Source organism: Paracoccus simplex (genome assembly GCF_042648325.1).
GTDB lineage: Bacteria > Pseudomonadota > Alphaproteobacteria > Rhodobacterales > Rhodobacteraceae > Paracoccus > Paracoccus simplex.
The window spans coordinates 21,354-44,552 of the sequence record NZ_JBHRXE010000033.1; the positions used below are offsets into that span (position 1 = coordinate 21,354).

Consider the following 23,199-nt stretch of genomic DNA (forward strand, 5'->3'; position numbering starts at 1 on the left):
CGATCACGTTATCGTCGACAGAGCTTAAGCTGGGCTTAAGGTCGCGTCTTTAGCCAGTCCCCATGATGACGAGATTGTTCCCCAACCCTCTGGCGGCGCTGCTGTCGCTGCTGATCGCGGCCTTTACCGTGACCTGGGCCTTTGCCCAGACCCGTGAGCCGCCCTTGCAACCGGCAGAGGCCTTCGCCTTGACCGTCAGCCAGGACGGAAAGGGGGCGCTGGTGCTGAACTGGCGCATCGCCGACGGCTATTACCTGTATCGCAGCAGCTTCGCGGCCGAGGCGGACGGCCAGAGCCTGCCGCTGTCCCTGCCCGAGGGCGAGATCTACGAGGATCCGTATTTCGGCGCCGGCCAGATCTATCGCGGCGCGGTCACCGCCGGGCTGAAGAATGCCGGCCGGCCCGTCACCCTGCACTGGCAGGGCTGCCAGCAGGACGGCATCTGCTATGCCCCGCAAAGCGTGCGGCTGGACGCGGATGGCGGGGTGCTGGCGGATGCCTGCAAGAAGGAAGGCGCCGCCGGCGGGTCGGGCTGGAGCCCGCAGCCCGCGGATTCCGCTGTCGGAGGGCTGACGCTGGCCCAGGACCAGGGGCTGGTGCAGGGGCTGGCCGCGCGCGGCGGCGGGGCGCTGGTGATCGTCGGATTCCTGGGCTTCGGCCTGCTGCTGGCCTTCACCCCCTGCGTCTTTCCGATGTTCCCCATCGTCGCCGGAATGCTGGCCGGGCAGGGCGAGCGCCTGACCGCAAGGCGGGGCCTGCTGCTGACCGGCGCCTATGTGCTGGCGATGGCGACGGCCTTCGGGCTGCTGGGCGTGGCGGCGGCGTGGTCGGGGGCGAACCTGCAGATGGTGCTGCAATCGCCCGCCGCCATCGCGGTCATCGCGGCGCTTTTCGTGGCGCTGGCCCTGTCGATGTTCGGCTTCTACGAATTGCAGCTGCCGCAGGCGCTGCAGACCCGGCTTGGGCGCATCGGCGGCCGGCGCGGATCGGTCGGCGGCGCGATGGCGCTCGGCTTCACCTCGGCGCTGATCGTCGGGCCCTGCGTGACCGCGCCGCTGGCCGGGGCGCTGCTTTACATCGCGCAGACCGGCGACGTGATGCTGGGGGCGGCGGCGCTGTTCGCGCTGGGGCTGGGGCAGGGGCTGCCCTTGCTGGCCATCGGGCTGTTCGGTCCGCGCATCCTGCCCCGCGGCGGCGGCTGGATGCAGGGCGCCAAACGGGCCTTCGGGGTGATCTTCCTGGGCTTCGCGATCTGGCTGGCCGGGCGGGTGCTGCCGGGTCCGGTCACGCTGGCGCTCTGGGCCGTGCTGCTGGTGGGTGCGGCGGTGTTCCTGGGCGCGCTGGACCGGTTGGAGGGCGATGCGTCGCGCAACCGCCGGCTGGGCGCGGCGCTGGGGGTGCTGCTGCTGGCCGGGCTGGCGCAGGGCTTCGGCGCGGCCTTGGGGGCGGATGATCCGCTGCGGCCGCTGGCGCCGCTGGCGGGGCGCAACGCCCCGGCGCCGACGCAGGCCGGCGCGCAATTCGCCGAGGTCACCACGCGCGCGGGGCTGGAGCGGGCGCTGGCCGCGGCCGATGGCAGACCGGCGCTGGTCTATGTCACCGCCGACTGGTGCGTGACCTGCCGCGCCATCGAACGCGGGCCGCTGGCCGATCCCGCCGTGCAGGCCGCGCTGGCCGGCCTGGCGGCGATCAAGCTGGATGTCAGCACCTTCGATGCCGAGGCGCAGGCGCTGATGCGGGATCTGGCCGCCGCCGGGCCGCCGACGATGATCTTCCTTGACGCCCTGCGCGCCGAGGCCCCGGACAGCCGGCTGGTCGGCGAGATGGACAGCGCCGCGCTGCTGGCCTCGATCGGGAAGGTCGGGCCGTGAATGCGATCTCGATCGGCCCGCTGGTCTTTGACGGTGGGCGCTTCGCCGCGGTGGTGGCGCTGCTGCTGTTCTTCGTGGTGACCGAGATCGTGGCGCGGCTGCGCCGGGGCGATGCGGCGGGCGATGCGGCGCGGTGGGCCGGCATCGCCGCGCTGGCCTGGATTCTCGGCGCGCGGATCGGCTTCGTCATCGCCAACGGGTCTGTGTTTGCCCCCCATCCGCTGGACGCGCTGAAGCTGTGGCAGGGCGGCTTCCTGCCGGTTGCCGGCTGGGCCGCGGGCGTCGCCGTCCTGCTGCTGGCGCTGCTGCGTCGGGCGCGCGGGGTGGCGCTGCCGCTGGTCCTGGGCGGCGCGGCGGCGCTGGCCGGGCATCAGGCCGTCCTTGCCGCGCTGCCGCGCCCTTCGGTCACCTTGCCCGACATGCAGCTGATCGCGCTGGACGGGCGCGGGGTGCGGCTCGAGGGGCGGGGCTGGCCCATGGTGCTGAACCTCTGGGCGACCTGGTGCCCGCCCTGCCGGCGCGAGATGCCGATGATGACCGACCTGGCCGCGAATACGCCCGGCGTCGAGTTCGTTTTCGCCAACCAGGGCGAGGATGCCGGGCAGGTGCTGGCCTTCCTGGCGGCCGAGAAACTGCCCGACCAGGGCATGATCCGCGATCCGCATAACCGGCTGATGGGGGCGCTTGGCGCGATCGGCCTGCCCTCGACGCTGGTCTTCGACGCCAAGGGCCGGCTGGTCGCGGCGCATACCGGCGAGATCTCGCGCGCCGCCCTGACCCGGATGATCGCGCAAGCGACAGGAGATTCAAGATGAACCGCATTCCGGCCCTTTTGGCGGGCGCCATGCTGCTGGCCTTGGCGGCCTGCGCCTCGACCAGGCAGCCCGCGGTTCCGGCCGCGCCGCCGCCGCCCACCGTCAGTCCCGAGGTGGCGGCCCTGTATGGCGCTGTCGAGGATAACGGCCACCATATCCCCGCCGTCGATCCCAGGCTGCTGACCGAGGACAAGGCGCGGCAGGTCGTGGACTACTGGAGCGACGAGAAGCCGGGCACGATCATCGTCGATCCCCATGCCCGCTATCTCTATCAGGTGCGGCCCGGCAACAAGGCGATGCGCTATGCCGTCGCCGTGGGCGCGGCCGGCTACGGCTTCACCGGCCGGGCGCATATCCCCTATCAGCGCGACTGGCCAAGCTGGAAGCCGACCGACAACATGATCGCGACCCAGCCCGAGCTTTACGGCCCGGTCGAAAAGGGGCTGGAGGGCGGCATCGGCAACCCGCTGGGCGCCCGGGCGCTGTATCTGCACAATGGCCAGGGCGACACCTATTACCGCATCCACGGCACCATGGACCCGGCCTCGATCGGGCAGGCGACCTCGGCGGGCTGCATCCGGCTGTTCAACCAGGACATCATCCACCTGGCCAGCCAAACCGACAGCATGGCCAGGGTGATCGTGCTGAGCGAGGCGGAATCCGGCAAGGGCACGCTGCCGCCGGACCAGCCGCTGCCATTGTCCGCCCTTGGGACCGAACAGACAGGAGAAACGATATGAGCATCACCCGACGCGACATTCTGGCCGGGGCCGCCGGGTTCGGTCTGGCGGGCACCGCCGGCGGGGCGATCCTGCTGGGCAGGGACCGGGCCGGGGGAAGCGGCGGCGACAAATCCGCCGCTGCGGCCGAGATGAGCACCGACGAGGTGCTGCGCGACCCCGACAATCCGGTGCTGGGCAATCCCGAGGGGGCGCTGACCATCGTCGAATATTTCGACTACCAATGCCCCTATTGCAAGATGGGCCACGCGATGCTGACCGACGTGGTGGCGAAGGATGGCGATATCCGGCTGGTGATGAAGGACTGGCCGATCTTCGGCGCGCCCTCGGTCCTGGCCAGCCAGCTGGTCCTGGGGGCGGCCTCGATGGGCGATTACGCGCAGGCCCATGCGGCGCTGATGGCGACCGAGGCACGGCTGACCGAGGATCAGATCCGGCAGGTGCTGGGCGACGGCGGCATCGACACCGCGGCGGCGCTGGCGGCCTATCGCGCCGAACGCGGCAAATGGGACGGGCTGTTGGCGCGCAATTCCGCGCAGGCGGCGGCGCTGGGTCTGCGCGGCACGCCGGCCTTCATCATCGGCAAGACGATCTATCCCGGCGCGCTGGACGAGACGCGCCTGCGCGGCGCCATCGCCGAGGCGCGGCGGACGTCCTGAACAAGATGCCCTAGAAAGGGCGGGAATCCCGCCGACATCGCCTTGCGGCGCCGCCGCCGGGCCTCGATACCTGAAGGAGAGACCATGCACCGTCGAAGCCTTATCCTTGCGGGGGCCAGCCTGCTGGCGCTGCCGGCCCTGGACCGGACCGCCGCCCTTGCGCAGGAGCGCGCCAACCCCATGCCCGACAATCTGCGCAAGTCGCTGGAGCGCGATCCGACGGCGCCGGTCCTGGGCAATCCGCAGGGCGACATCACCCTGACCGAGTTCTTCGACTACAACTGCCCGTTCTGCCGCAAGATGGTCGAGCCGATGCACCGGCTGATCTCGTCGGACAAGAATCTGCGGGTGGTGTTCCGCGAATGGCCGGTCTTCGGCGAGGATTCGGATTTCGCCGCCCGGGCCTCGCTGGCCTCGCTGCAACAGGGCCGGTACTGGCAGTTCCACACCGCGCTGTTCCGCACCAAGGGCCGGGTGACGCAGGAGGCCACCATGCGCGCCGCCCGCGACATCGGCCTGGACACCGCCCGGCTGGAACGCGACATGGCGGCCGAGCCGGTCGAGCGCCACATCTCCATGAGCTCGATGCTGGCCGAGCATATGGGGCTGATCGGCACCCCGACCTTCGTCGCCGGGGACGAGGGCGCCTTCGGCCAATACAGCCTCGACGAGCTGCGCGGGCTGGTCCAGCGCGCAAGAGAGACGATGGGATGAATAAGGGGGGCGGTCGCCGGGAAGCGCCGCCGCCGGATTCGATCCCGGATGCGGCGCCGCGCCGCCCCCGCGCGATCCCGGCGTTCGGTCGCTGCGGGGTCAGGTGATTTCACAGGCAGGCGCCGCGCAACTCGCCACGAGCCATTCCCGGAACGCGCCTTGCCCGGTGGTTTCGGGGCTGGCATGCAGGCGCGTCAGCCAATAATCGCCGGCGGCAAGCTCGGATGCGAATGGCCGGACCAGCCGTCCGGCCCGGGTCCAGGACGAAAACAGCGCGACCGGCACCAGCCCCACGCCATGGGACCGGGCCGCCATTTCGGCGATGGCCAGCGAGCTGTCGAAGACCGGGCCGCGCAGCTGCGGGGCCGGCAGCCCGTGGCCGGCGAACCACCGCTCCCATTCATTGGCGCGATAGGATCGCAGCAGCGGCGCCGACAGCAGATCCTCGACCCGGCGCAGGCGCCCGGCCAGGTCGGGGCTGCACACCGCCATCATCGCGCCGCCCATCAGCCTGGTCGCCGCCGCGCCGTGCCAGCTGCCGTCGCCGAACCGCACCGCCAGGTCCAGCCCTTCGCCCGCCAGGTCGACGCGGTTGTTGTTGGTGTGGATGCGCAGGTCGAGAAAGGGGTGCAGCCGCTGGAAATCGCCGATGCGGGGGATCAGCCATTCCGTGGCGAAGCTGTTGACGACGCCCAGATTGATCGTCTCGTGATAGTGCCCGGCGGAAAACCGGTCCAGCGTGCCGGACATCTCGTCGAAGATCCGGGTCAGGACCGGGGCCAGCATGATCCCTTCCTCGGTCAGCACCAGCCCGCGCGGGACGCGGCGGAACAGCGTGACCCCCAGGCGCTCCTCAAGCCCGCGGATCTGGTGGCTCAGCGCCGCCTGCGTCACGCAAAGCTCGATGGCGGCGCGGGTCAGGTTCAGATGGCGCGAGGCCACCTCGAAGGCGCGCAGGGCGTTCAGGGGCAGGTGCGGGCGATCCATGCCGCCGAAATTAGATTATCTCATGGCTGAAGTGAAATATGATCGTTTGTGCGCCGTCGCCGCTTCGCTTTAACTGGGCGCGTGGCGGCCACAGCCGGGCCGCCCCGATATGAGCAGAGCGGAAACATGAATATGCGTTATGGATGCGTGAGCCTTGGCCTGGCCGCGGCCGGCCTTGCCATGCCGGCCTCGGCGATGAGCGAGGCCGAGTTCCGGCAGATGGCGGCCGGGATCTTCGCCCCCGTCATCGCCGAGCATGACATTCCCGGCCTTGCCGTCGGCGTGACTTGGCGGGGGCGGGACTATGTCTATACCGCCGGCATGGCCGACCGCGCGGCCGCGGTGCCCGTCACGGCCGGGACGCTGTTCGAGCTGGGCTCGATCAGCAAGACCTTCAACGTGACGCTGGCCGCGCTGGCGGCGCAACAGGGACGCCTGACGCTGGCCGATCCCGTCGCGGCGCATCTGCCGGAATTGCAGGGCAGCGCGATCGGCTCGGTCTCGCTGATGGATCTCGCCACCCATCAGACCGGCGGCCTGCCGCTGCAGGTGCCGGACGGGGCCGGTGACGACGACAGGCTGATGCGCTGGCTGCAGGACTGGCAGCCGGTGCCGGGCCAGGGCGAGCGGTCCTATTCGAACATCAGCATCGGCCTTTTGGGACGCATCACCGCCGGCGCTTTCGGCGAGCCCTATGCCGAGGCGCTGCGAAGCCATGTCCTGCAGCCGCTGGGGCTGGAAAGCACCCATGTCGACGTGCCGAAGGCCGAGATGCGGCGCTATGCCTGGGGCTATGCGCGCCGGGACGACAGCGCCATCCGGGTGAATCCGGGGATGCTGGACGACGAGGCCTATGGTCTGAAAGCGGATCTGCACGACCTGCTGCGCTTCCTGCGGATCAACCTGGGCGATGCGGATGTCCCGCCGGATCTGCGCCGGGCCGTGGCGCAGACCCATGCCGGCCAGACGGGGACGCGGCATTTCCAGCAGGCGATGATCTGGGAACGCTATCCCTGGCCGGTTCCGCGCGACCAGTTGTTGGCCGGGAATGCGACGGAAATGGCCAGGGAAAGCCAGCCCGCCACCCGGCTGGCACAGCCCGATGCGTCCGACCATGCGGTGCTGTTCAGCAAGACCGGATCGACGAACGGCTTCGGCGGCTATGTCGCCTTCATCCCGGATGCGGATCTGGGCCTGGTTATCCTGGCCAATCGCAGCATCCCCAATCCCGCCCGCGTGGATGCCGGGCTGACGCTGATCAAGGCCGTTCTGGACGCGGCCGAATGAAGGCGCCCCTCCGGTTCCGAAGGCCGTGCGCCATGCCGAGGCGGTGCTGGATGCGCGGTTTCCGGGCCAGCGTTGCCGGGCCGGGACCGGATGGCAAGCCGGCGCAGATCGGCGCGATCTGCATGACCGGAACCAAGGCCCCGATGGATGAACGCAATGCGCAAATCGCCCGGATCGGCGCGGCGATCGTGCTGATGCATCCTTTGCGCTAGCCAAGATCGCCACGCCGCAACGCGACACCGGCGCCGGCCGCCCGCTTGCCGCTCTGCCCGGCCTCGATGCGGCCATCAGGCGCCCCCGCCGCCTTGCCGGTTCCGCCGGTCCCTGCCTTGCCGGGCGCCCCGCCTTTCGCCTTGCCAAGTTTCATTTTTCGGAATTTATGGTGTCGGGATTTGATCCACGGCCTGGGAAAGGCGTTTGATGAGCAGTGACACCCCCTCGGACGGTCCATTGGATCGCGCCCTTGCGATCCTGGATTTCGTCGCCAGCCAGCGAAAGCCGGTCACCACCGCCGAGATCGCCCAGGAACTGGGCCTGCCGGTGCCGACGGCGCATCGGCTGATCAGCAATCTCGAGGCGCGGCAGATGGTGCAAAAGGCCCCCGGCACCAAGCGGTTCTGGGTCGGCAACCGTCTTGTGGTGCTGGCGGGCAAGACCATCAGCAACGCCTTCCGCACCGCCCGGCGCCATGCGGTCCTGACCGCCGTGGCCGGCGAACTCGGCGAGCAATGCGAGATCGGCATCGTCCGCAACAACCGCGTCGTCTATGTGGACAGCGTGCGCGTCGCCCCTTCGCAGGGCCTGCAATTCGATCCCGGCGCCGATGCGCCGCTGCATTGCACCTCGACCGGCAAGATCTATCTCAGCCGGATGCCCGGCGCGGCGCGCGACAAGCTGGTCAGGACATTGCCGGTGCAGCAGCACACGCCGAACACCATCACCGATCCCGACGCCCTGCTGGCCGTGCTGGCCGAGGTGCGGCGCAACGGCTGGGCCAGCACCAACGAGGAATATGTCCAGGGCGTCGTCGGCTGCGCGGTGCCGATCACCGCCCCCGACGGCACCTTGATCGCCTGTCTTGGCGTCTCGGTGCCGACGGCGCGGGTGCGCTACGAGGCGCTTGGGGCCTTCATCGAACCCTTGCAGCGCGCCGCGCATCTGCTGGCGCAGACGATCCTGGACGGCGAGGACGAAGACGGCTGACGGGAAACCTCATCCCTTGGGACCAGAGCCGGCGGAGGGATTCAAGGATTTATCAATTTTCGGAATAATTGAATCCGAAAAGAGAAATTATTCCGTGACAGGGGCAATATCCTCTCGCATCCTGATTTTCGAAATCATTGATCTCGGAAATTGATCATCGGAAGGGTTCACCTTTCTGGCGGCCGATCCACGGGATGCAGCAGGAGAGCGATCCATGTCCTATGACGTTGCCGCGGCACGGCGACTTTTCCCGGCGGTTGAGCGGATGACCTATCTGGATGCGGGCTTCCAGTCGCCGCTGTCGGTGCCGGTGAAACAGCGGCTCGAGGCGTTCATCGCCTCTGCCTTCGATACCGCCGGCCCCAAGTCAGAATGGCTTGCCGGCATGGAGACGGTGCGCGGCCGGCTGGCGGCGTTCGTGAACGCGGCGCCCGAGGAGATCGCCTTCACCAAGAACACCTCCGAGGCGATGAACATCGCCGCCAACGCCCTGCCGCTGGAAGCCGGGGACGAGGTGCTGATGCTGGAGGGCGACCACCCGAACAACGCCTATGCCTTCCTGAACCTGGCCCGCAAGGGCGTCGAGACCCGCTTCCTGCCGATGCCCGAGATCGTGGACGGCGCCTTTTTCGAGCGGCATCTGGACGCGCGGACCCGCGCCATCTCGATGTCGCTGGTGACCTTCCATGCCGGGCATCTGTTCGATGTCGAAAGCGTCGGCCGGCTGTGCCGGGAACGCGGGCTTTTCTTTGTCGTGGACGTGATGCAGGGCATCGGCGTCGTGCCGGTGGACGTGAAGAAGATCGGCGCCACCTTCGTCGGCTCGGGCACCCACAAGGGGCTGCTGCTGCCGCAGGGGCTGGGCTTTCTGTACTGGAACCGCGAGGCGGTCGATGCCCAGCCCAGCTACATGGCCGCGATCACGCTGGAACACCCGCCCGCCGACCTGATCGCGCGGCATGACAACATGGCCGTCGCCAGCACCGCCCGCCGGTTCGAGATCGGCAATTTCAACCTGCCCGCCGTGCTGGGGCTGGGCGGGGCGCTGGAGCTGCTGGACGGCATCGGCGTCGCCGAGATCCAGCGGCATTGCCATGCCCTGGGCGACCGGCTGATCGCCGGGCTGGACCGGCTGGGCGTCGGGCTTGTCGGCCCGCGGGCGCACCGGCACCGGGCGCCGCATATCTATGTCGCCGCGCTGCCCGCCGCCGAATGGCTGCCCTATTTCACCGAACAGAACATCCGCCTGTCGCCCGAACGCGACGGGGTGCGCATCTCGCTGGGCCTGTTCAGCACCGAGGCGGATATCGACCGCTTCCTCGACGCGGTCGAGGCCCGGTTGCGCGCCAGCGCCGCCGCCTGAGCAAGACGCGCCGGGCATGGCCCATGCCCGGCACGACAAGAAACGAACCGACCAACAAGGGAACCAACATGAACAGCATCAAAAGCCTTGGCCTGTGCGGCGTTCTCGCCGGCGCGGCCCTTGCCGCCCCCGCCCATGCCGACAGCGTGACGCTGGAGCGCATCGCCGCGAACCAGGCCATCACCATCGGCTATCGCGAGGCCTCGATCCCGTTTTCCTATCTCGGCGCCGACCAGCAGCCGATCGGCTTCTCGCTCGACCTGTGCGCGCGGATCGTGGACAGCGTCGAGGCGAAGCTCGGACAAGAGATCCGGGTGAACTACGTCCCGGTCAATTCCTCGAACCGCATCCCGCTGATCCAGAACGGCACCGTGGACATCGAATGCGGCGGCACGGCGAACAACAAGACCCGGCAGGAACAGGTCTCGTTCAGCGTCGCGACCTTCGTCAGCCAGCCGCGCTGGCTGGTCCTGGCCAGGAACGATTTCAAGACCGCCGCCGACCTGAAGGGCAAGACCGTCGTCGCCACGCAGGGCTCGAACGCCGTGGGTTTCGCGCAGGCGCTTTCGGCGCAGGGCATGGACCTGAACCTTGCCCAGGCCAAGGATCACGCGGAATCCTTCCTGATGCTGACCTCGGGGCGCGCCGCCGCCTTCATGGAGGACGACATCCTGCTGGCCGGGCTTCGGGCCGCGGCGCCCGATCCTGCGGCGCTGGCCTTCCTGCCCGAGGCGTATGACCGGATCTATTACGGGCTGATGTTCACCAAGGACGATGCCGCGTTCAAGGCCGTGGTGGACGACACGCTGAAGGGTCTGATGGCCTCGGGCGAGTTCACCGCGATCTATGACAAGTGGTTCACCCAACCGATCCCGCCGCGGAACGAGAACCTTGATTTCGCCATGGGCGAGACGCTGAAGGAACGGGTCGCCAATCCCAGCGACGCCGTCGAGTGACAGCAATCCCGGCCGGGTGGCGGCCCGCGCGGCCCGGCCCCAAGCGAAGGTTATCGGCATGTTCGACGTGCTCTTTCACCCTGCGATAGACGGGCAGCTTTACATCCAGTGGCTGTTGTCCGGCCTGATGTGGACGCTGCTTCTGGCCGTTGGCGGCTGGTGGATCGCCTTTGCCATCGGCGTGCTGGTGGGCGTCGGGCGGACCAGCCGCAACCGGGCCATCGCCCTGGCCGCGCGGCTTTATGTCGAGATCTTCCGCAACATCCCGGTGCTGGTGCAGATGTTCCTGTGGTATTTCGTGCTGCCCGAGCTTCTGCCCAGCGGCCTGGGCGACCGGATCAAGCAGATGCCGCCGCCATGGGGCGCCTTTTTCCCGGCCCTGGCCTGTCTCAGCCTCTATACCGCGGCGCGCGTCGCCGAACAGGTGCGGGCGGGCATCGAGGCGCTGCCGGCCGGCCAGGACGAGGCCGCCGCGGCGCTGGGGCTTTCGCCTTGGGCCACCCGGCGCCACATCATCGTGCCGCAGGCCCTGCGGCTGATCGTCCCCAGCCTGACCAGCGAGGTGATGGGGATCTACAAGAACACCTCGGTGGCCCTGACCATCGGCCTGCTGGAACTGACCGCGCAGGCGCGGCAGATCTCCGAGGCGACCTTCCAGACCTTCGGCGCCTTCGCGGCGGCGACGATCATCTACCTGTTGCTGGCGCTGGTCGCCTATCGGCTGATGCTGTGGATCGACCGCCGCTTCCAGATCCCCGGCAGCGCGCCGGCCCGCAAGGCGCGCCGTCTTCCCATGCTGCGGCGCGGAGGTGCGCTATGAACGCGCTGGATTTCTCGGTCGTCGTCGATGCCCTGCCGTTCCTGTGGAAGGGGCTGCAATTCTCGCTGCTGCTGACCGCGGTGGCCTTCGCCGCCGGGCTGGTGCTGGGCACCGGGCTGGCGCTGGTCCAGCATCTGCAGGTGCCGGTGCTGGCGCCGCTTGCCAAGGGCTATGTGGCGCTGATCCGCTCGATCCCGCTGATCATGGTGCTGTTCTGGTTCTTTTTCCTGGTGCCCCTGATCGCGGGCTGGATGTTCAACAACGGCCGGCCGATGCCGGTGGGCGGGGTGCTGACGGCGTTCCTGACCTTCTCGCTGTTCGAGGCGGCCTATTATTCCGAGATCATCCGCGTCGGCCTGCGCTCGGTCGGCAAGGGCCAATACGAGGCCGCCGACGCGCTGTCGCTTTCGACCCTGCAGACCTATCGGCACATCATCCTGCCGCAGGTGTTCCGGGTGACCTCGCCGATCATCCTCAGCCAGACCATCATCCTGTTCCAGGACACCTCGCTGGTCTACGTCCTGTCGCTGACCGATCTGGTGGGCGCGGCCTCCAAGGTGGCGCAGCTGAACGGCCGGCTGGTCGAAATGTATCTGACCGTGGCGGCGGTCTATCTGGTGATCTGCACCGCCGCCTCGCAACTGGTCGCGGTCCTGCGCAAGCGCACCCGCATCGTCACCACCCGCTAGAAAGGTTTCCGGCCATGCACCGCCCCGTTCCCACGGATCCCGTCATCAGGCTGACCGATGTCAACAAGCATTACGGCGCCTTCCACGCCCTGCGCGACGTGAACCTTGCGGTCGCGAAGGGTGAAAAGATCATCATCTGCGGCCCCTCCGGCTCGGGCAAGTCGACGCTGATCCGCTGCATCAACCGCATCGAGCGGCACGACAGCGGCGAGATCCTGGTTGACGGCCACCGGCTGACCGGGGAAACCAGGGATGTCGCCGCCATTCGCCGCGAGGTCGGCATGGTCTTCCAGAGCTTCAACCTGTTCCCGCATATGACCATCCTGCAGAACTGCACCATCGCCCCGCGCAAGTCGCGCGGCCTCGGCAAGGCCGAGGCGGAGGAGCGCGCCATGCATTACCTGACCAAGGTGCGCATCCCCGACCAGGCCGGGAAATATCCCGGCCAGCTTTCCGGCGGCCAGCAGCAGCGCGTCGCCATCGCGCGGGCGCTGTGCATGCAGCCGCGGGTGATGCTTTTCGACGAGCCGACCTCGGCGCTGGACCCCGAAATGGTCAAGGAGGTGCTCGACACCATGGTGGAACTGGCCGAGGAGGGCATGACCATGCTGTGCGTCACCCATGAGATGGGCTTCGCGCGGCAGGTCGCCGACCGGGTGATCTTCATGGATCGCGGCGAAAAGATCGAGGAGGCGGCGCCCGGCGATTTCTTCACCAGCCCGCAAAGCCCCCGCGCGCGGGAGTTCCTGCAGCAGGTCATCCACTGATCGGCGGCGGGGATTGCAGGGCCATCCGGCCCGCGTCGGATGCGCCGCTTTCCCTGCCTTCTGCCATCGGAACGCGGGCTTCGGCAAAGCGCAGGGCCGCTTCCCGCCGCCCGGCGCCGGTGAAGGTCACGGCGCTGCGGCGCCCCCGAAGCCGCCGGCCGGGCCTGGCGGCGCAGCGACCATTCTACAACGCGTGCCGCCTTGCCTGCCCCGCGCCGGCATCGCGTCCGGTGCGCAGCGGTTCGGCGTGCCCGCACGGGTCGGCGCCGGTCGATCCCGCGGCGCGACGGTCACGATTGTCCGAAGCGGCTGCGCAGCGCATCCAGCACCAGGCGATCGACGAAATTGGCGTGCATCATGATCCCCATCGCTTCCTGGTCGACCGGATAGGCGGTGAGTGACGAGAAACCCGGCACGTCCGCCCCCGCGACCAGGAAGAACCCCGAGGCGCCCATCTTGCGCTCTGCGAGGTCCAGCCGGTCGAGGAACATCGCCTGCACCGTATCGGGCCGGAACCCCTTCATGCGGTAATTGGTCATCGGCTGGCGCTTGAACTCGGCCTCCGGCAGCAGGTTCTCCATCATCAGGTCCGACATGGTCGCGGCGATCTGGTCCAGGGGCGCATCCGCCGCCCGCGCGCCCTCGGGCACCGCCACGCCGAAGATGCCGATGGCGCTGTTGCCGCCCTCGTCGGCGCGGTCCAGCCAGATCGCCGCCGAGATCGGCGCCGATTGCGGCTTGCCCGGATCGAAGGCTTGCCAATGCGGCGGCAGGCGATAGTCGAACATCGCGCCCGAGGGCAGGCGGATCCGATGCGCGACCAGCCCGTCGGCGATCGGGTCGGCGATCGGGTCGCGGAATTCCAGCGAACCGACCATGGCCGCAAGCCTCGGGGCCTGGGCCTCGAAATCCTCCAGCGTGGTGTCGGCGCGGATGATCAGCAGGTCGGTGCCGCGCCGCCAGACGCTGATCCGCGTCCTGCGGCCAAAGCCGCTGTCATCCTCGCCGGTCATGACTTCGCCGAAATCGCGCTCGTCGCCGTAAAGGCCGTAATTCTTCGGCCCCCAGACCCGTGCCAGCAGGCGGGCGTAATCCGGCGCCAGGGCGACGCGCTCGGCGGGGATGCGCGCGGCATGGACCGAGATCTGCAAGCGGTCGCGATCCTCGGGCGCATAGCCCAGCCACAGGCGCCGGAACTCGGTGAACATGCCCGATTCGTCGAAATCGCCGACCGTCTCGGCGCTTTCGAACCATTCCAGCCCCTCGGGCAGCGCGGTGCGGAACTGCAGGCCGGGGAAATCGGGCAGCGCCAACCCGCGCTCGGAAAGCCTGTCCTTGCTGCGGGCCAGCGGCTCGACGGGATTGGTCTCTTGTGCCATCGTCATGCGTCCATTCATCATTGCGGCCGCGCCGGCCAGGCCGAGCGCGCCAAGCATCCGTCTGCGGTCCATCATCAGTTCCATAGCCAGTTCCAGCCGTCCTTGATCCGGGCCCAGGCCTTGTCCAGCCCGGTCAGTCCGCCGCCGACCTTCACGCCGGCGCCGACGCCCAGGCCCAGCTTGGCGCCGGCCTCGGCGCGCAACTTGCCCTTCTTGTAGCCGGCTTCGGCATTGGCCTCGGCCTGCGCGCCGACCGCGCCGCTGGCCTCGGCATTCAGCACGATGCCGAAATCCCAGTCGTCGTTCAGCGGCGTGGCGTTCTGGTCGAAAAGCCAGTTATAGAGCGTCACCGCGGCGCGGCTGGCGCGCGTGGGGGTGATGCCCAGCTCGCCGCCGATCTTGCCCTCGACCAGATTGGCCGAGGCGCCCAGCTTGCCGCCCAGCGTCGCCTGTTCGGCGGTGAAGATCGCCTCGCCCTTGGCTTCTGCCTCGGCCTTCAGCGCCGCGCCTTCGGCCGAGCCGACCAGCAGCTCGTCCTCCTTCGAGGAAACCTCGCCCTGCGCGACATAGGCGGATGCGGCGGCCTTGGCCTCGGCCTCCAGCCCCTTGGTGGTCAGCGCGCCCTTCCAATCGGCCTGCGCCTCGGCGCCCAGCACCGCGCCATTGCCCGAGAAGGCCGAATCGGCATCGCCGAAATCGCCCTGGGCGACGGCGACCGACGCCTTGTCGGTCTTGTCAGAGACCTCGGCCAGGGTGAATTCGGCATCGTCCCACTTGCCGCGCCAGTCGGTATCGGCCTCGTAGGTGCCGTCCGGGTTGCGGCGCGTATAGCCGGACCTGACATATTCGCGGATGCCGCGCCGCCATTCCTCGCTGGTGCCGCCGTCCTTGGTTTTGCGCTCGGCCTGGCCGAATTCCCATTTCGGCCCTTCCTCCTCGTCCGGCTGCTCGCCTTCCGGCTTTGCGGGCGGGACGAGATGGTTCGAGCCGACGCCCTGCAGATAGTCCTGCAGGGTCGGGATCGCAAACTGATCGAAGCTGCCGCCGGTGGCCGGGCCGCCCTGCGGCGCCCAGGGGGTGCTGGCGGTCTGTTGCTCGGGCAGGCGCCAGGGGGGGCCTTTCCAGGGCCCGGCCGGCGGTTGGTCCCATCGGGTGAACAGCCGGGTGTCGGTTTTCAGCATGTTCTGCGCCGGCGGGCGGCCTTTGGGGAAAAAGGTGGTCGCGCCGGTAAAGGGCCAGATCGTCGGATCCTCCGCCCGGCATTGGCCATAGGGCAAAGCGGCATCGCCGATCAGGATCGACGGTTTCGGCAGGCTGTTTCCTCCGGGGCCACCCATGTCGTCAGTTCTGCGAGATCTTGTCGGCTTTCAGCCGGATATGCTTGCCCTGGATCACCACGTCGCCTTCCTTCGACATGGTGATCATCGAGTTCTCGCCGACCTTGATGGTCAGCTGGTCGCCCACCCGGATGTTGTGGATCTTGCCGATATCGGTATCGGCGCGGCCGCGCACGATCAGGCTGTGCGACTTGCCGACGCTGGTCTGGAAGGTATGGCCGACCATGATCGACTTCGCGGCGCCGACGATCTCGGACGAGCCGATGCCGACGATCTCGGAACGGTTCTTCTCGACGAACAGCTGGAAGTTGCCCTTGGCGAAGTTGAACGGGTCGGGGATCTTCATCTTGCCAAGCGCGCTGCCGAGCTTGTCGAAAAGCAGCTTCGACTTGCTGCGCAGCAGGTCCGACAGCGGGTTCTGGCCGACCGCGATGGACATGTTGCCCGAGACGAGCTCGTCATGGTCGCCGCCGACCTCGATCGACTTGTCGTGGCCGACGACCTCGGCCTGATTCCGCCCGACCTCCTTGGCGCGATCGTTGAGGATCTCCAAGTTCATGTCCTTCTGGGCATGGACGAAGATTTCTTCCTCGCCCTTCTGGTCCTCGAAGCGCAGCTCGTTGAAGCCCTTGCCCTGATGGGTATTGGTCCGGAAGGTCGAGCGCGTCTTGTGCTTGGGCAACTCGTAAGGCACGCCATTCTTCCCGTTGAACACATTCCCGGTGACGAGCGGCTTGTCCGGATCGCCTTCCAGGAACTCGACCACCACCTCCATGCCGATCCTGGGGATGACCATGCCGCCCCAGCCGGCGCCGGCCCAGTTCTGCGACACCCGGCAGCGCATCGAATGCGCCCCGCTCAGATCCCAATGGAACCGCACCAGGATGCGGCCGAATTCGTCGCAGTCGATCTCGCCCTCGCCGACCACCATCGCCGTCTGCGGGCCGTGCACCACGGGCACCGCCGTGCGCCGCGGCGGCACCATCGGCGCGGTGTCCGGCATCAGGGCGTAGCTGCCGGTGAAGGCATAGCCGTCGCTGCCCGAACCGCCCGAGCCATAGGCTTCCGACACGAAATGATGCGAGGCCGAGAGGCAGAGATAGGTCTCGCCCGTCCCCGGCACCGGGTCGCCCGCAAGCGTCACCCGGCGCCCCGCCCGCAGGCTGGCGCAATCGCCCACCGCCCGGTTGCGGCGATCCGCGCCGCGTTCCTGGCTGGTGCGCAGCCCCGCCACCAGCTTGCCCACGTCCTGCGCCGGATAGTCGCCCGGATAATCGAAGCTCTCGATCTGGCCCTGCGCATGGGCGGCGTCGCCCAGCCGGTCGGCCTCCATCGCCTGGTCGGGCTTCTTGAAATTGTAGTCGGTCAGCCGGATGGCGCCGGTGGTCAGGTTGCGCTCGGGCGACCAGTCCCAGAAATGCTCGCCACCTCCTTCTCCGGCCGCCTGGTGATGGCCGTCATAGGACTTGTAGGGCCGAGCGCCGATGGTCTCATGCGCCAGCACGTCGTCGGTCAGCACCAGCGTATGGCTGCCCGGGGCGTGGCGGAAATGGAAGGAGATTCCGTGCCGCTCCATCTGCCGGCGGGCGAAACCGAGGTCGGATTCGCGATATTGCACGGTGTATTCCAGCACCGGGTAGTGCTGCGAGAGCTGGAACTCGACCGCCGGATCGCCGAGCTGGGCGTAGTCGGCAAGCAGTTCCTGCAGGATCTGCACCACGGTCTTGTCGTGAAAGATCCGCTGGTTGCGGCGGCGCGAGGCGAGCCAGAACCAGGGCCGCAGGGTCAGGTCGTAGCGGTGGCCATTCTCGCCCACCCCGGCCCAGCGGGCCTGGGTGACGATGCCGTCGAAGGGCTGGGTGCCGTCGCGGGTCTCGATCTCGACCGTGGCATGGGTGCCGATCAGCGCGTCGAAGTCGAGATCGTTGCGGGTGGCCAGCGCCTCGACGCGGTAGTCGAACAGCTCGTTCAGGTGGTCCGTGCCGTCGAAGCGCAAAAGCGCCAGGATGTCGGGGCCGAGGGCGGTCGTCAAACGGCCCAGCCGCTCGGACTGGCGCAGGGGGGCGTTCATGAAAAAGGCCTCCGCGGGGGAAAAATGGGTCAAACTGAAACTGCGGGGAGTATGCCCAAGCATCAGGGCAATGCCAAGGCCGGGAACCAGCCTTCCGGCGCCGGCGCCCCGGCCGCGTCATGTGGTCCCCGTTCCCGGCGTCGGGCAGGCGGCGTGGATCTTAGCCCTGCGGGTCCGTGCGTCGCGCCTGCGCCGGGATGTGGAACCGGGCCTCGCGCACCAGGGCGCCCGGATGCGACACCACCTGCAAGCTGAAATCATGCGCGGCGCGGACCGCCGCGACCGGATCGGCGCCGTGCAGGCCGGCCGCCAGGAAGGCGGCGTTGAAGCTGTCGCCGGCGGCGGTGCTGTCCACCGGGGCGACGCGGGGCAGGCCCTCGACCAGCCGGCAGCCCTGCGCATCGGCCAGCAGCACCGGGCCGCCGCCGTTCTTGACCACCACCCGGCCGGCGCCCAGCCGCAGATAGCGCGCGGCGGTCGCCCGGGCATCGGCATCGCCGAAATGCGCCATCTCGTCATCAAGGCTGGGCAGCAGCAGGTCGGCGCAGGTTGCCGCGGCCTCGATCCAGCCGCGCATCTCGGCGGCGCCGGCCCAAAGCCGCGGCCGCAGGTTCGGATCGAACACCACCTGCGTTCCCGCCGCCCGCGCGACGCGCAGCGCCTCCAGCAAGGCCCGGCGCCCGGCCTCGGGCAGGATCGCCAGGGTGATCCCGGACAGGCAGGCGATGCGGCAGCCGGCCAGCGCCGCGCGCAGCCGCTCGGGATCGTCGGCCAGCCGCCGCGCCGCCGAATGGTCGCGCCAATAGCTGAAACTGCGCTCGCCCTTGCTGAGCGAGATGGCATAAAGGCCGATCTCGCGCTCGGGGTCGCGGGCGACATGGTCGGTGCCGATGCCCTCGGCGGCCAGGAAGTCCAGCATCTGCCGGGAATATTCGCCAGTGCCGACGCGGCTGAAATAGCCGACCCGCCAGTCCGGGCCAAGGCTGCGGCGCAGATACCAGGCCATGTTCAGCGTGTCGCCGGCAATGCCCATCCGCCACAGGCCGCCGCCGGCCGGCGACAGCTCGACCATGGCTTCGCCGATGCAAAGGATCAGCGGCGCGTTCATCCTTGCGCCCCGTGGCGCAGCGCCCGTTCCACGCCGCGCAGCTCGGCCAGCCCTTTCAGCCGGCCGATGGCGGGATAGCCGGGCTGCCCGCCGCGGCCGATATCGTCCAGGATGTCCTGGCCGTGATCGGGCCGCATCGGGATGGTCCGATCGGCGCGGCCGGCCGCGCGGCGGCGGGCTTCCTCGCGCAGCACCGCGGCGACCAGCGCCACCATGTCGGTCTGGCCGCCCAGATGCTCGTCCTCGAAGAACGAACCGCGAAGCGCGTCGCCGTCGCGGCGCACATTGCGCAGATGCAGGAAATGCACCCGGTCGCCCAGCCGCGCCATCATGCCCGGCAGGTCGTTGTCCGGCCGCGCCCCCAGCGAGCCCGAGCAAAGCGTGATGCCGTTCGCCGGCAGGTCCACGGCGGCCATGCGCTCGGCGTAATCGGCCTCGGTGGACATCACCCGCGGCAGGCCCAGCAGCGGAAAGGGCGGATCGTCGGGATGGCAGCAGAGCCGCATCCCGATCTGCTGCGCGACCGGGGCGACCTGTTCCAGGAAGTCGTGGAAATGCCGGCGCAGCACCGTGTCCGTCACCGGGGCATAGCTGTCCAGCAGCGCCCGCACACCGTCCAGGGTGAAATGTTCGGCCGCGCCGGGCAGGCCGAAGACCACGTTGCCGGCCAGTTGCTCGCGCCGGGCCTCGTCCATGGCGGCGAAGCGGCGGGCGGCCTCGTCGCGGATCTCCTCGGGGAAATCCTCGGCCGCGCCCTTGCGCTGCAGGATATGGATGTCGAAGGCGGCGAAATCGGTGAAGTCGAACCGCATGCAGCGCGCGCCGTTCGGCCGCCGCCAGGCCAGGTCGGTGCGGGTCCAGTCCAGCACCGGCATGAAATTGTAGCAGATCACCTCGATCCCGGCGTCCTTCAGGTTGCGCATCGAGGCGATCCAGTGGGCGACATGATCGCGCCAGTCGCCGGTCTGGGTCTTGATCGCCTCGCTGACCGGCAGGCTTTCCACCACCTCCCATGCCAGGCCCGAGGGCGTGCCGTCGGCCATCGCCGCCAGTTCGGCCTGCCGGCGGGCGATTTCCCCGGGCGTCCAGACGGTTCCGGTCGGGACATGGTGCAGGGCGGTGACCACGCCCTGCACCCCCGCCTGCAGCATGTCGTCGATCGAGACCCGATCCTTGGGTCCGAACCAGCGCCAGGTATGTCGCATTCACTCCTCCGGGGAAACGGAACTACAGGCCCAGCATCTCGGGCTGTTCGGCGCGCAGCCGCGCCAGCGTCTCGTGGATGCGCGACAGGTGCAGGCCGATGGCGGCGACCGCCTTCTCCTCGTCGCGTTCGCGCAGGGCGGCCAGGATGATCTTGTGCTCCTCCATCGCGTTCCGGGCGTTATAGGACAGCGACAGGTAGCGGGCCCGGTCCATGTGGCCCTTGTTGTCCTTGACCAGGGTCCAGACGAATTCCAGCCCCGAGGCGGCGCAGATGTCGTGGTGGAACTGGTCGTCCAGCGCATGGAAGCCGCTGCGGTCGTCGGCGCGGATGGCGGCGTCCTGGCGCCGGATCAGTTCCGCCAGCGCGTCATGGTCCTGCGGGGTCAGCAGCCGCACCGCCTCGCGCAGGCAGGCGGTTTCCAGTGCCAGGCGGATGAAATGCGCCTGCCGGATCGCCTCGGCCGAGATCTGCGTCACCACCGTCGCCCGTTGCGGGCGGATCTGGATGAAGCCCAGTTGCGACAGCCGGAAGAACGCATCGCGCACCGGCTGGCGCGAGACGCCCATCTGCGCCGCGACCTCGGCTTCGGACAGCCGGGCGCCGGGGGGCAGGGTCAGGTTGATGACCCGTTGGTAAAGCGCCTCATAGACCTGGTCGGTGACCGTGCGCGGGCGCAGGTCGTCCAGGATGGGCAGGGCGGCGGCATCTGTCGGCATCGGCGAAACCATGGCGTTGACGGTGTTGCCAGACTAGCATATTAGATGACTAGAGGAACCGCAAGGCGATTCGGGAGGAGAGTTGCAGATGCCGCTGCTGGACGAGGATCGGTTGTTCCCGCCCGATCCGGCGCTGCGCGACCTGGCGCGGGCGCTTTACCAGGATGTCCGCGACCTGCCGATCATCAGCCCGCACGGCCATACCGACCCGCGCTGGTTCGCCGAGAACCGGGCCTTTCCCGATCCGGCGCAGCTGTTCGTGACACCCGACCATTACGTGTTTCGCATGCTCGCCTCGCAGGGGGTGGCGCTGACCGATCTGGGCGTGCCGCGGGTCGATGGCGGCCCGACCGAGACCGACGGCCGCAAGATCTGGCGGCTGTTCGCCGGCCATTACCACCTGTTCGCCGGCACGCCGTCGCGGCTGTGGCTGGACCATTCCTTCCAGCATGTCTTCGGCATCGACCGGCGGCTGTCGGCGGAAACGGCGGATTGGTATTACGACCACATCTCGGACTGCCTGGCGCGGCCGGACTTCCGGCCGCGGGCGCTGTACGAACGCTTCGGCATCGAGCTGCTCGCCACCACCGAGGCGGCGACGGACGATCTGCGCTGGCACCGGGCGATCCGGGACTCGGGCTGGCGGGGCAGGGTGGTGACGGCCTATCGCCCGGACGCGGTGATCGACCCCGAGATGCCGGGATTTGCCGGGAATGTCGCGCTGATGGGCCAGCAGACCGGCTTCGACACCGCGACCTGGGCCGGCTATCTGGATGCGCACCGGGCGCGGCGGGCCTATTTCAAGGAATTCGGCGCTACCTCCTCCGACCACGGCCATGCCAGCGCCCGAACCGAGGATCTGCCGCAGGCCGAGGCGGCGGCGCTGTTCCAGAAGGCGCTGCGCGGCGCCTGCACGGCGGCCGAGGCCGACGCCTTTCGCGGCCAGATGCTGACCGAGATGGCGCGCATGAGCCTTGAGGACGGGCTGGTGCTGCAGATCCATCCCGGCGCGCGGCGCAACCATTCCGACCCGGTGATGGCGATGTTCGGCCGCGACAAGGGCTTCGACATTCCCGGCCGCACCGATTACGTCGCCGCGCTGCGGCCGCTGCTGAACGCGGTGGGCATGCGCCCCGAGCTGACGGTGATCCTGTTCACCCTGGACGAAAGCAGCTATGCGCGCGAGCTGGCGCCGCTGGCGGGGGTCTATCCCTGCCTGCGCCTTGGCCCGCCCTGGTGGTTCCATGACAGCCCCGAGGGCATGCGCCGCTTTCGCGAGATGACCACCGAGACGGCCGGGTTCTGCAACACCGTCGGCTTCAACGACGACACCCGCGCCTTCTGCTCGATCCCGGCCCGGCATGACGTGGCCCGCCGGGTGGATTGCGCGTTCCTGGCCACGCTGGTCGCCAGTGGCCGGCTGGACCGCGACGAGGCGCCGAGACTGGCGCATGAATTGACCTATGGCCTCGCCAAGAGGGCCTATCGACTTTGACCGTTCATCGGGGAGGATGACATGAAACTGCTGAACACCACACTTGCCGCCTTTCTTGTCACGGCTGCGCTGGCCGGGGCCGCCAGCGCAGAATGCGAAACCACCTTGCGTTCGTCGGACACGCATCCGGACGGCTATCCCACCGTCGAGGGCGTCAAGGCGATGGCGGCCGAGGTCAAGGACAAGACCGGCGGCCGCATCTGCATCGAGGTCTTCCCCTCGTCCCAGCTGGGCGAGGAGAAGGATACCATCGAACAGACCCAGTTCGGCGTCATCGACATGGTGCGCGCCTCGTTCGGGTCGTTCAACGACATCGTGCCGGTCACGCAGACCACCTCGCTGCCCTATCTGTACCGGTCCGAGGACCATCTGCACAAGGTTCTGGACGGCCCGATCGGCGAGGAGATCGCCCGGCAGTTCGAGGACCATGACCTGATCCCGCTGGCCTATTACGACGGCGGCGCGCGCAATTTCTACAACGCGAAGCAGCCGATCCGCACCGTCGAGGATCTGAAGGGGCTGAAGTTCCGCGTCATGCAGAACGACGTGTTCGTGGACATGATGTCGGCGCTTGGCGCCAATGCCACGCCGATGCCCTATGGCGAGGTCTATTCCTCGATCCAGACCGGGGTGATCGACGGGGCCGAGAACAATTTTCCCAGCTATGACAGCTCGGGCCACGCCGAGGTGGCGAAATATTTCACCCTGGACCAGCACCTGATGGTGCCGGAACTGGTCGCCGTGTCCAAGACCAGCTGGGACAAGCTGTCCCCCGAGGATCAGGAGATCATGCGGACGGCGGCCCGGAATTCGGCCACGCTGCAGCGCAAGCTGTGGGCCGAACAGGAAAAGGCCAGCGAGGCGAAGGTGGTGGCCGCCGGCGCCGAGGTGGTCAAGGACGTGGACAAGACCGCCTTCATCGAGGCGATGGCCCCGGTTTATGAGAAATACGTGACCACCCCCGAAGCCAGGGATCTGGTCAAGCGCATCCAGGAAACCCGGTGACATCGCGGCC

22 protein-coding genes are annotated in these 23,199 nt (G+C 68.5%); 15 read left to right on the forward strand and 7 right to left on the reverse strand.

The genetic code is table 11. The features are described 5' to 3' along the window. Positions 1-65: 65 nt before the first annotated feature. The 5 genes from dsbD to ACFOMP_RS11630 all read left to right on the forward strand — a co-directional run bounded on the left by dsbD (position 66) and on the right by ACFOMP_RS11630 (position 4,799). The gene (dsbD, locus tag ACFOMP_RS11610) at positions 66-1,871 is read left to right on the forward strand and encodes a protein-disulfide reductase DsbD (protein WP_449302610.1); all 1,806 of its coding nucleotides are present in this window, start codon (positions 66-68) and stop codon (positions 1,869-1,871) included. Further along, entirely contained in the window at positions 1,868-2,686 is an 819-nt protein-coding gene (locus tag ACFOMP_RS11615) for a redoxin family protein (RefSeq protein ID WP_379030656.1), read from the forward strand. Before dsbD ends, ACFOMP_RS11615 begins: the two co-directional genes overlap by 4 nt. Further along, positions 2,683-3,426: a L,D-transpeptidase gene (locus tag ACFOMP_RS11620; RefSeq protein ID WP_289896879.1), complete on the forward strand. Its 744-nt coding sequence runs from the start codon at positions 2,683-2,685 to the stop codon at positions 3,424-3,426. The genes ACFOMP_RS11615 and ACFOMP_RS11620 overlap by 4 nt, the downstream gene beginning before the upstream one ends. Then, positions 3,423-4,085, forward strand: coding sequence for a DsbA family protein (locus ACFOMP_RS11625; protein WP_379030660.1), 663 nt, complete (start codon positions 3,423-3,425; stop codon positions 4,083-4,085). The genes ACFOMP_RS11620 and ACFOMP_RS11625 overlap by 4 nt, the downstream gene beginning before the upstream one ends. Positions 4,086-4,169: 84 nt before the next feature. Beyond that, positions 4,170-4,799: a DsbA family protein gene (locus ACFOMP_RS11630; protein WP_289896877.1), complete on the forward strand. Its 630-nt coding sequence runs from the start codon at positions 4,170-4,172 to the stop codon at positions 4,797-4,799. Positions 4,800-4,898: 99 nt separating this feature from the next. On the opposite strand, the gene ACFOMP_RS11635 is transcribed toward ACFOMP_RS11630, so the two are convergent. Then, the gene (locus tag ACFOMP_RS11635) at positions 4,899-5,786 is read right to left on the reverse strand and encodes a LysR family transcriptional regulator (protein WP_289896876.1); all 888 of its coding nucleotides are present in this window, start codon (positions 5,784-5,786) and stop codon (positions 4,899-4,901) included. Positions 5,787-5,933: 147 nt separating this feature from the next. Between ACFOMP_RS11635 and ampC the strand changes: the two genes are divergently transcribed. The 8 genes from ampC (at position 5,934) to ACFOMP_RS11675 (ending at position 12,871) form a co-directional block, all read left to right on the forward strand. Continuing rightward, entirely contained in the window at positions 5,934-7,073 is a 1,140-nt protein-coding gene (ampC, locus tag ACFOMP_RS11640) for a class C beta-lactamase (RefSeq protein ID WP_379030665.1), read from the forward strand. Next, entirely contained in the window at positions 7,070-7,285 is a 216-nt protein-coding gene (locus tag ACFOMP_RS11645; RefSeq protein ID WP_379030668.1) for a hypothetical protein, read from the forward strand. The genes ampC and ACFOMP_RS11645 overlap by 4 nt, the downstream gene beginning before the upstream one ends. Positions 7,286-7,493: 208 nt before the next feature. Continuing rightward, positions 7,494-8,276 carry an IclR family transcriptional regulator gene (locus tag ACFOMP_RS11650; protein ID WP_289896874.1) on the forward strand — a complete coding sequence of 261 codons (783 nt, stop codon included), beginning with the start codon at positions 7,494-7,496 and terminating at the stop codon, positions 8,274-8,276. A gap of 214 nt (positions 8,277-8,490) precedes the next feature. Then, positions 8,491-9,639, forward strand: a complete 1,149-nt coding sequence (locus tag ACFOMP_RS11655) for an aminotransferase class V-fold PLP-dependent enzyme (protein WP_379030671.1) — start codon at positions 8,491-8,493, stop codon at positions 9,637-9,639. Positions 9,640-9,707: 68 nt separating this feature from the next. Beyond that, positions 9,708-10,595: an amino acid ABC transporter substrate-binding protein gene (locus ACFOMP_RS11660; protein WP_379030674.1), complete on the forward strand. Its 888-nt coding sequence runs from the start codon at positions 9,708-9,710 to the stop codon at positions 10,593-10,595. 58 nt (positions 10,596-10,653) lie between these two features. Next, a complete protein-coding gene (locus ACFOMP_RS11665; RefSeq protein ID WP_379030677.1) occupies positions 10,654-11,415 on the forward strand; it encodes an amino acid ABC transporter permease in 762 nt (253 codons plus the stop codon). Next, positions 11,412-12,104 carry an amino acid ABC transporter permease gene (locus tag ACFOMP_RS11670; protein WP_379030680.1) on the forward strand — a complete coding sequence of 231 codons (693 nt, stop codon included), beginning with the start codon at positions 11,412-11,414 and terminating at the stop codon, positions 12,102-12,104. Before ACFOMP_RS11665 ends, ACFOMP_RS11670 begins: the two co-directional genes overlap by 4 nt. A 14-nt stretch (positions 12,105-12,118) precedes the next feature. Continuing rightward, positions 12,119-12,871 (forward strand): amino acid ABC transporter ATP-binding protein, encoded by a 753-nt coding sequence (locus tag ACFOMP_RS11675; RefSeq protein WP_379030684.1) that lies wholly within the window; start codon positions 12,119-12,121, stop codon positions 12,869-12,871. Positions 12,872-13,161: 290 nt separating this feature from the next. Here the strand turns inward: ACFOMP_RS11675 and ACFOMP_RS11680 are convergent, their stop codons facing one another. From ACFOMP_RS11680 to ACFOMP_RS11705, 6 genes are all read right to left on the reverse strand, one after another. Next, a complete protein-coding gene (locus ACFOMP_RS11680; protein ID WP_379030687.1) occupies positions 13,162-14,256 on the reverse strand; it encodes a hypothetical protein in 1,095 nt (364 codons plus the stop codon). 68 nt (positions 14,257-14,324) lie between these two features. After that, the gene (locus ACFOMP_RS11685) at positions 14,325-15,587 is read right to left on the reverse strand and encodes a hypothetical protein (RefSeq protein WP_379030689.1); all 1,263 of its coding nucleotides are present in this window, start codon (positions 15,585-15,587) and stop codon (positions 14,325-14,327) included. A gap of 4 nt (positions 15,588-15,591) precedes the next feature. Continuing rightward, positions 15,592-17,658, reverse strand: coding sequence for a type VI secretion system Vgr family protein (locus tag ACFOMP_RS11690; protein WP_379030692.1), 2,067 nt, complete (start codon positions 17,656-17,658; stop codon positions 15,592-15,594). A gap of 160 nt (positions 17,659-17,818) precedes the next feature. Further along, positions 17,819-18,766 carry a sugar kinase gene (locus ACFOMP_RS11695; protein WP_379030695.1) on the reverse strand — a complete coding sequence of 316 codons (948 nt, stop codon included), beginning with the start codon at positions 18,764-18,766 and terminating at the stop codon, positions 17,819-17,821. Continuing rightward, on the reverse strand, positions 18,763-19,971 hold the full coding sequence (gene uxuA / locus ACFOMP_RS11700; RefSeq protein ID WP_289896864.1) for a mannonate dehydratase: 1,209 nt from the start codon (positions 19,969-19,971) through the stop codon (positions 18,763-18,765). The genes ACFOMP_RS11695 and uxuA overlap by 4 nt, the downstream gene beginning before the upstream one ends. A 22-nt stretch (positions 19,972-19,993) precedes the next feature. Beyond that, entirely contained in the window at positions 19,994-20,689 is a 696-nt protein-coding gene (locus ACFOMP_RS11705; protein ID WP_379030699.1) for a GntR family transcriptional regulator, read from the reverse strand. 88 nt (positions 20,690-20,777) lie between these two features. Here ACFOMP_RS11705 and uxaC point away from each other — a divergent pair, with 88 nt between their 5' ends. Both uxaC and ACFOMP_RS11715 read left to right on the forward strand, forming a co-directional pair. Continuing rightward, positions 20,778-22,184 (forward strand): glucuronate isomerase, encoded by a 1,407-nt coding sequence (gene uxaC / locus ACFOMP_RS11710; RefSeq protein ID WP_379030702.1) that lies wholly within the window; start codon positions 20,778-20,780, stop codon positions 22,182-22,184. A gap of 21 nt (positions 22,185-22,205) precedes the next feature. Continuing rightward, positions 22,206-23,189, forward strand: a complete 984-nt coding sequence (locus ACFOMP_RS11715) for a TRAP transporter substrate-binding protein (protein WP_379030705.1) — start codon at positions 22,206-22,208, stop codon at positions 23,187-23,189. The last annotated feature ends 10 nt before the right edge of the window (positions 23,190-23,199 follow it).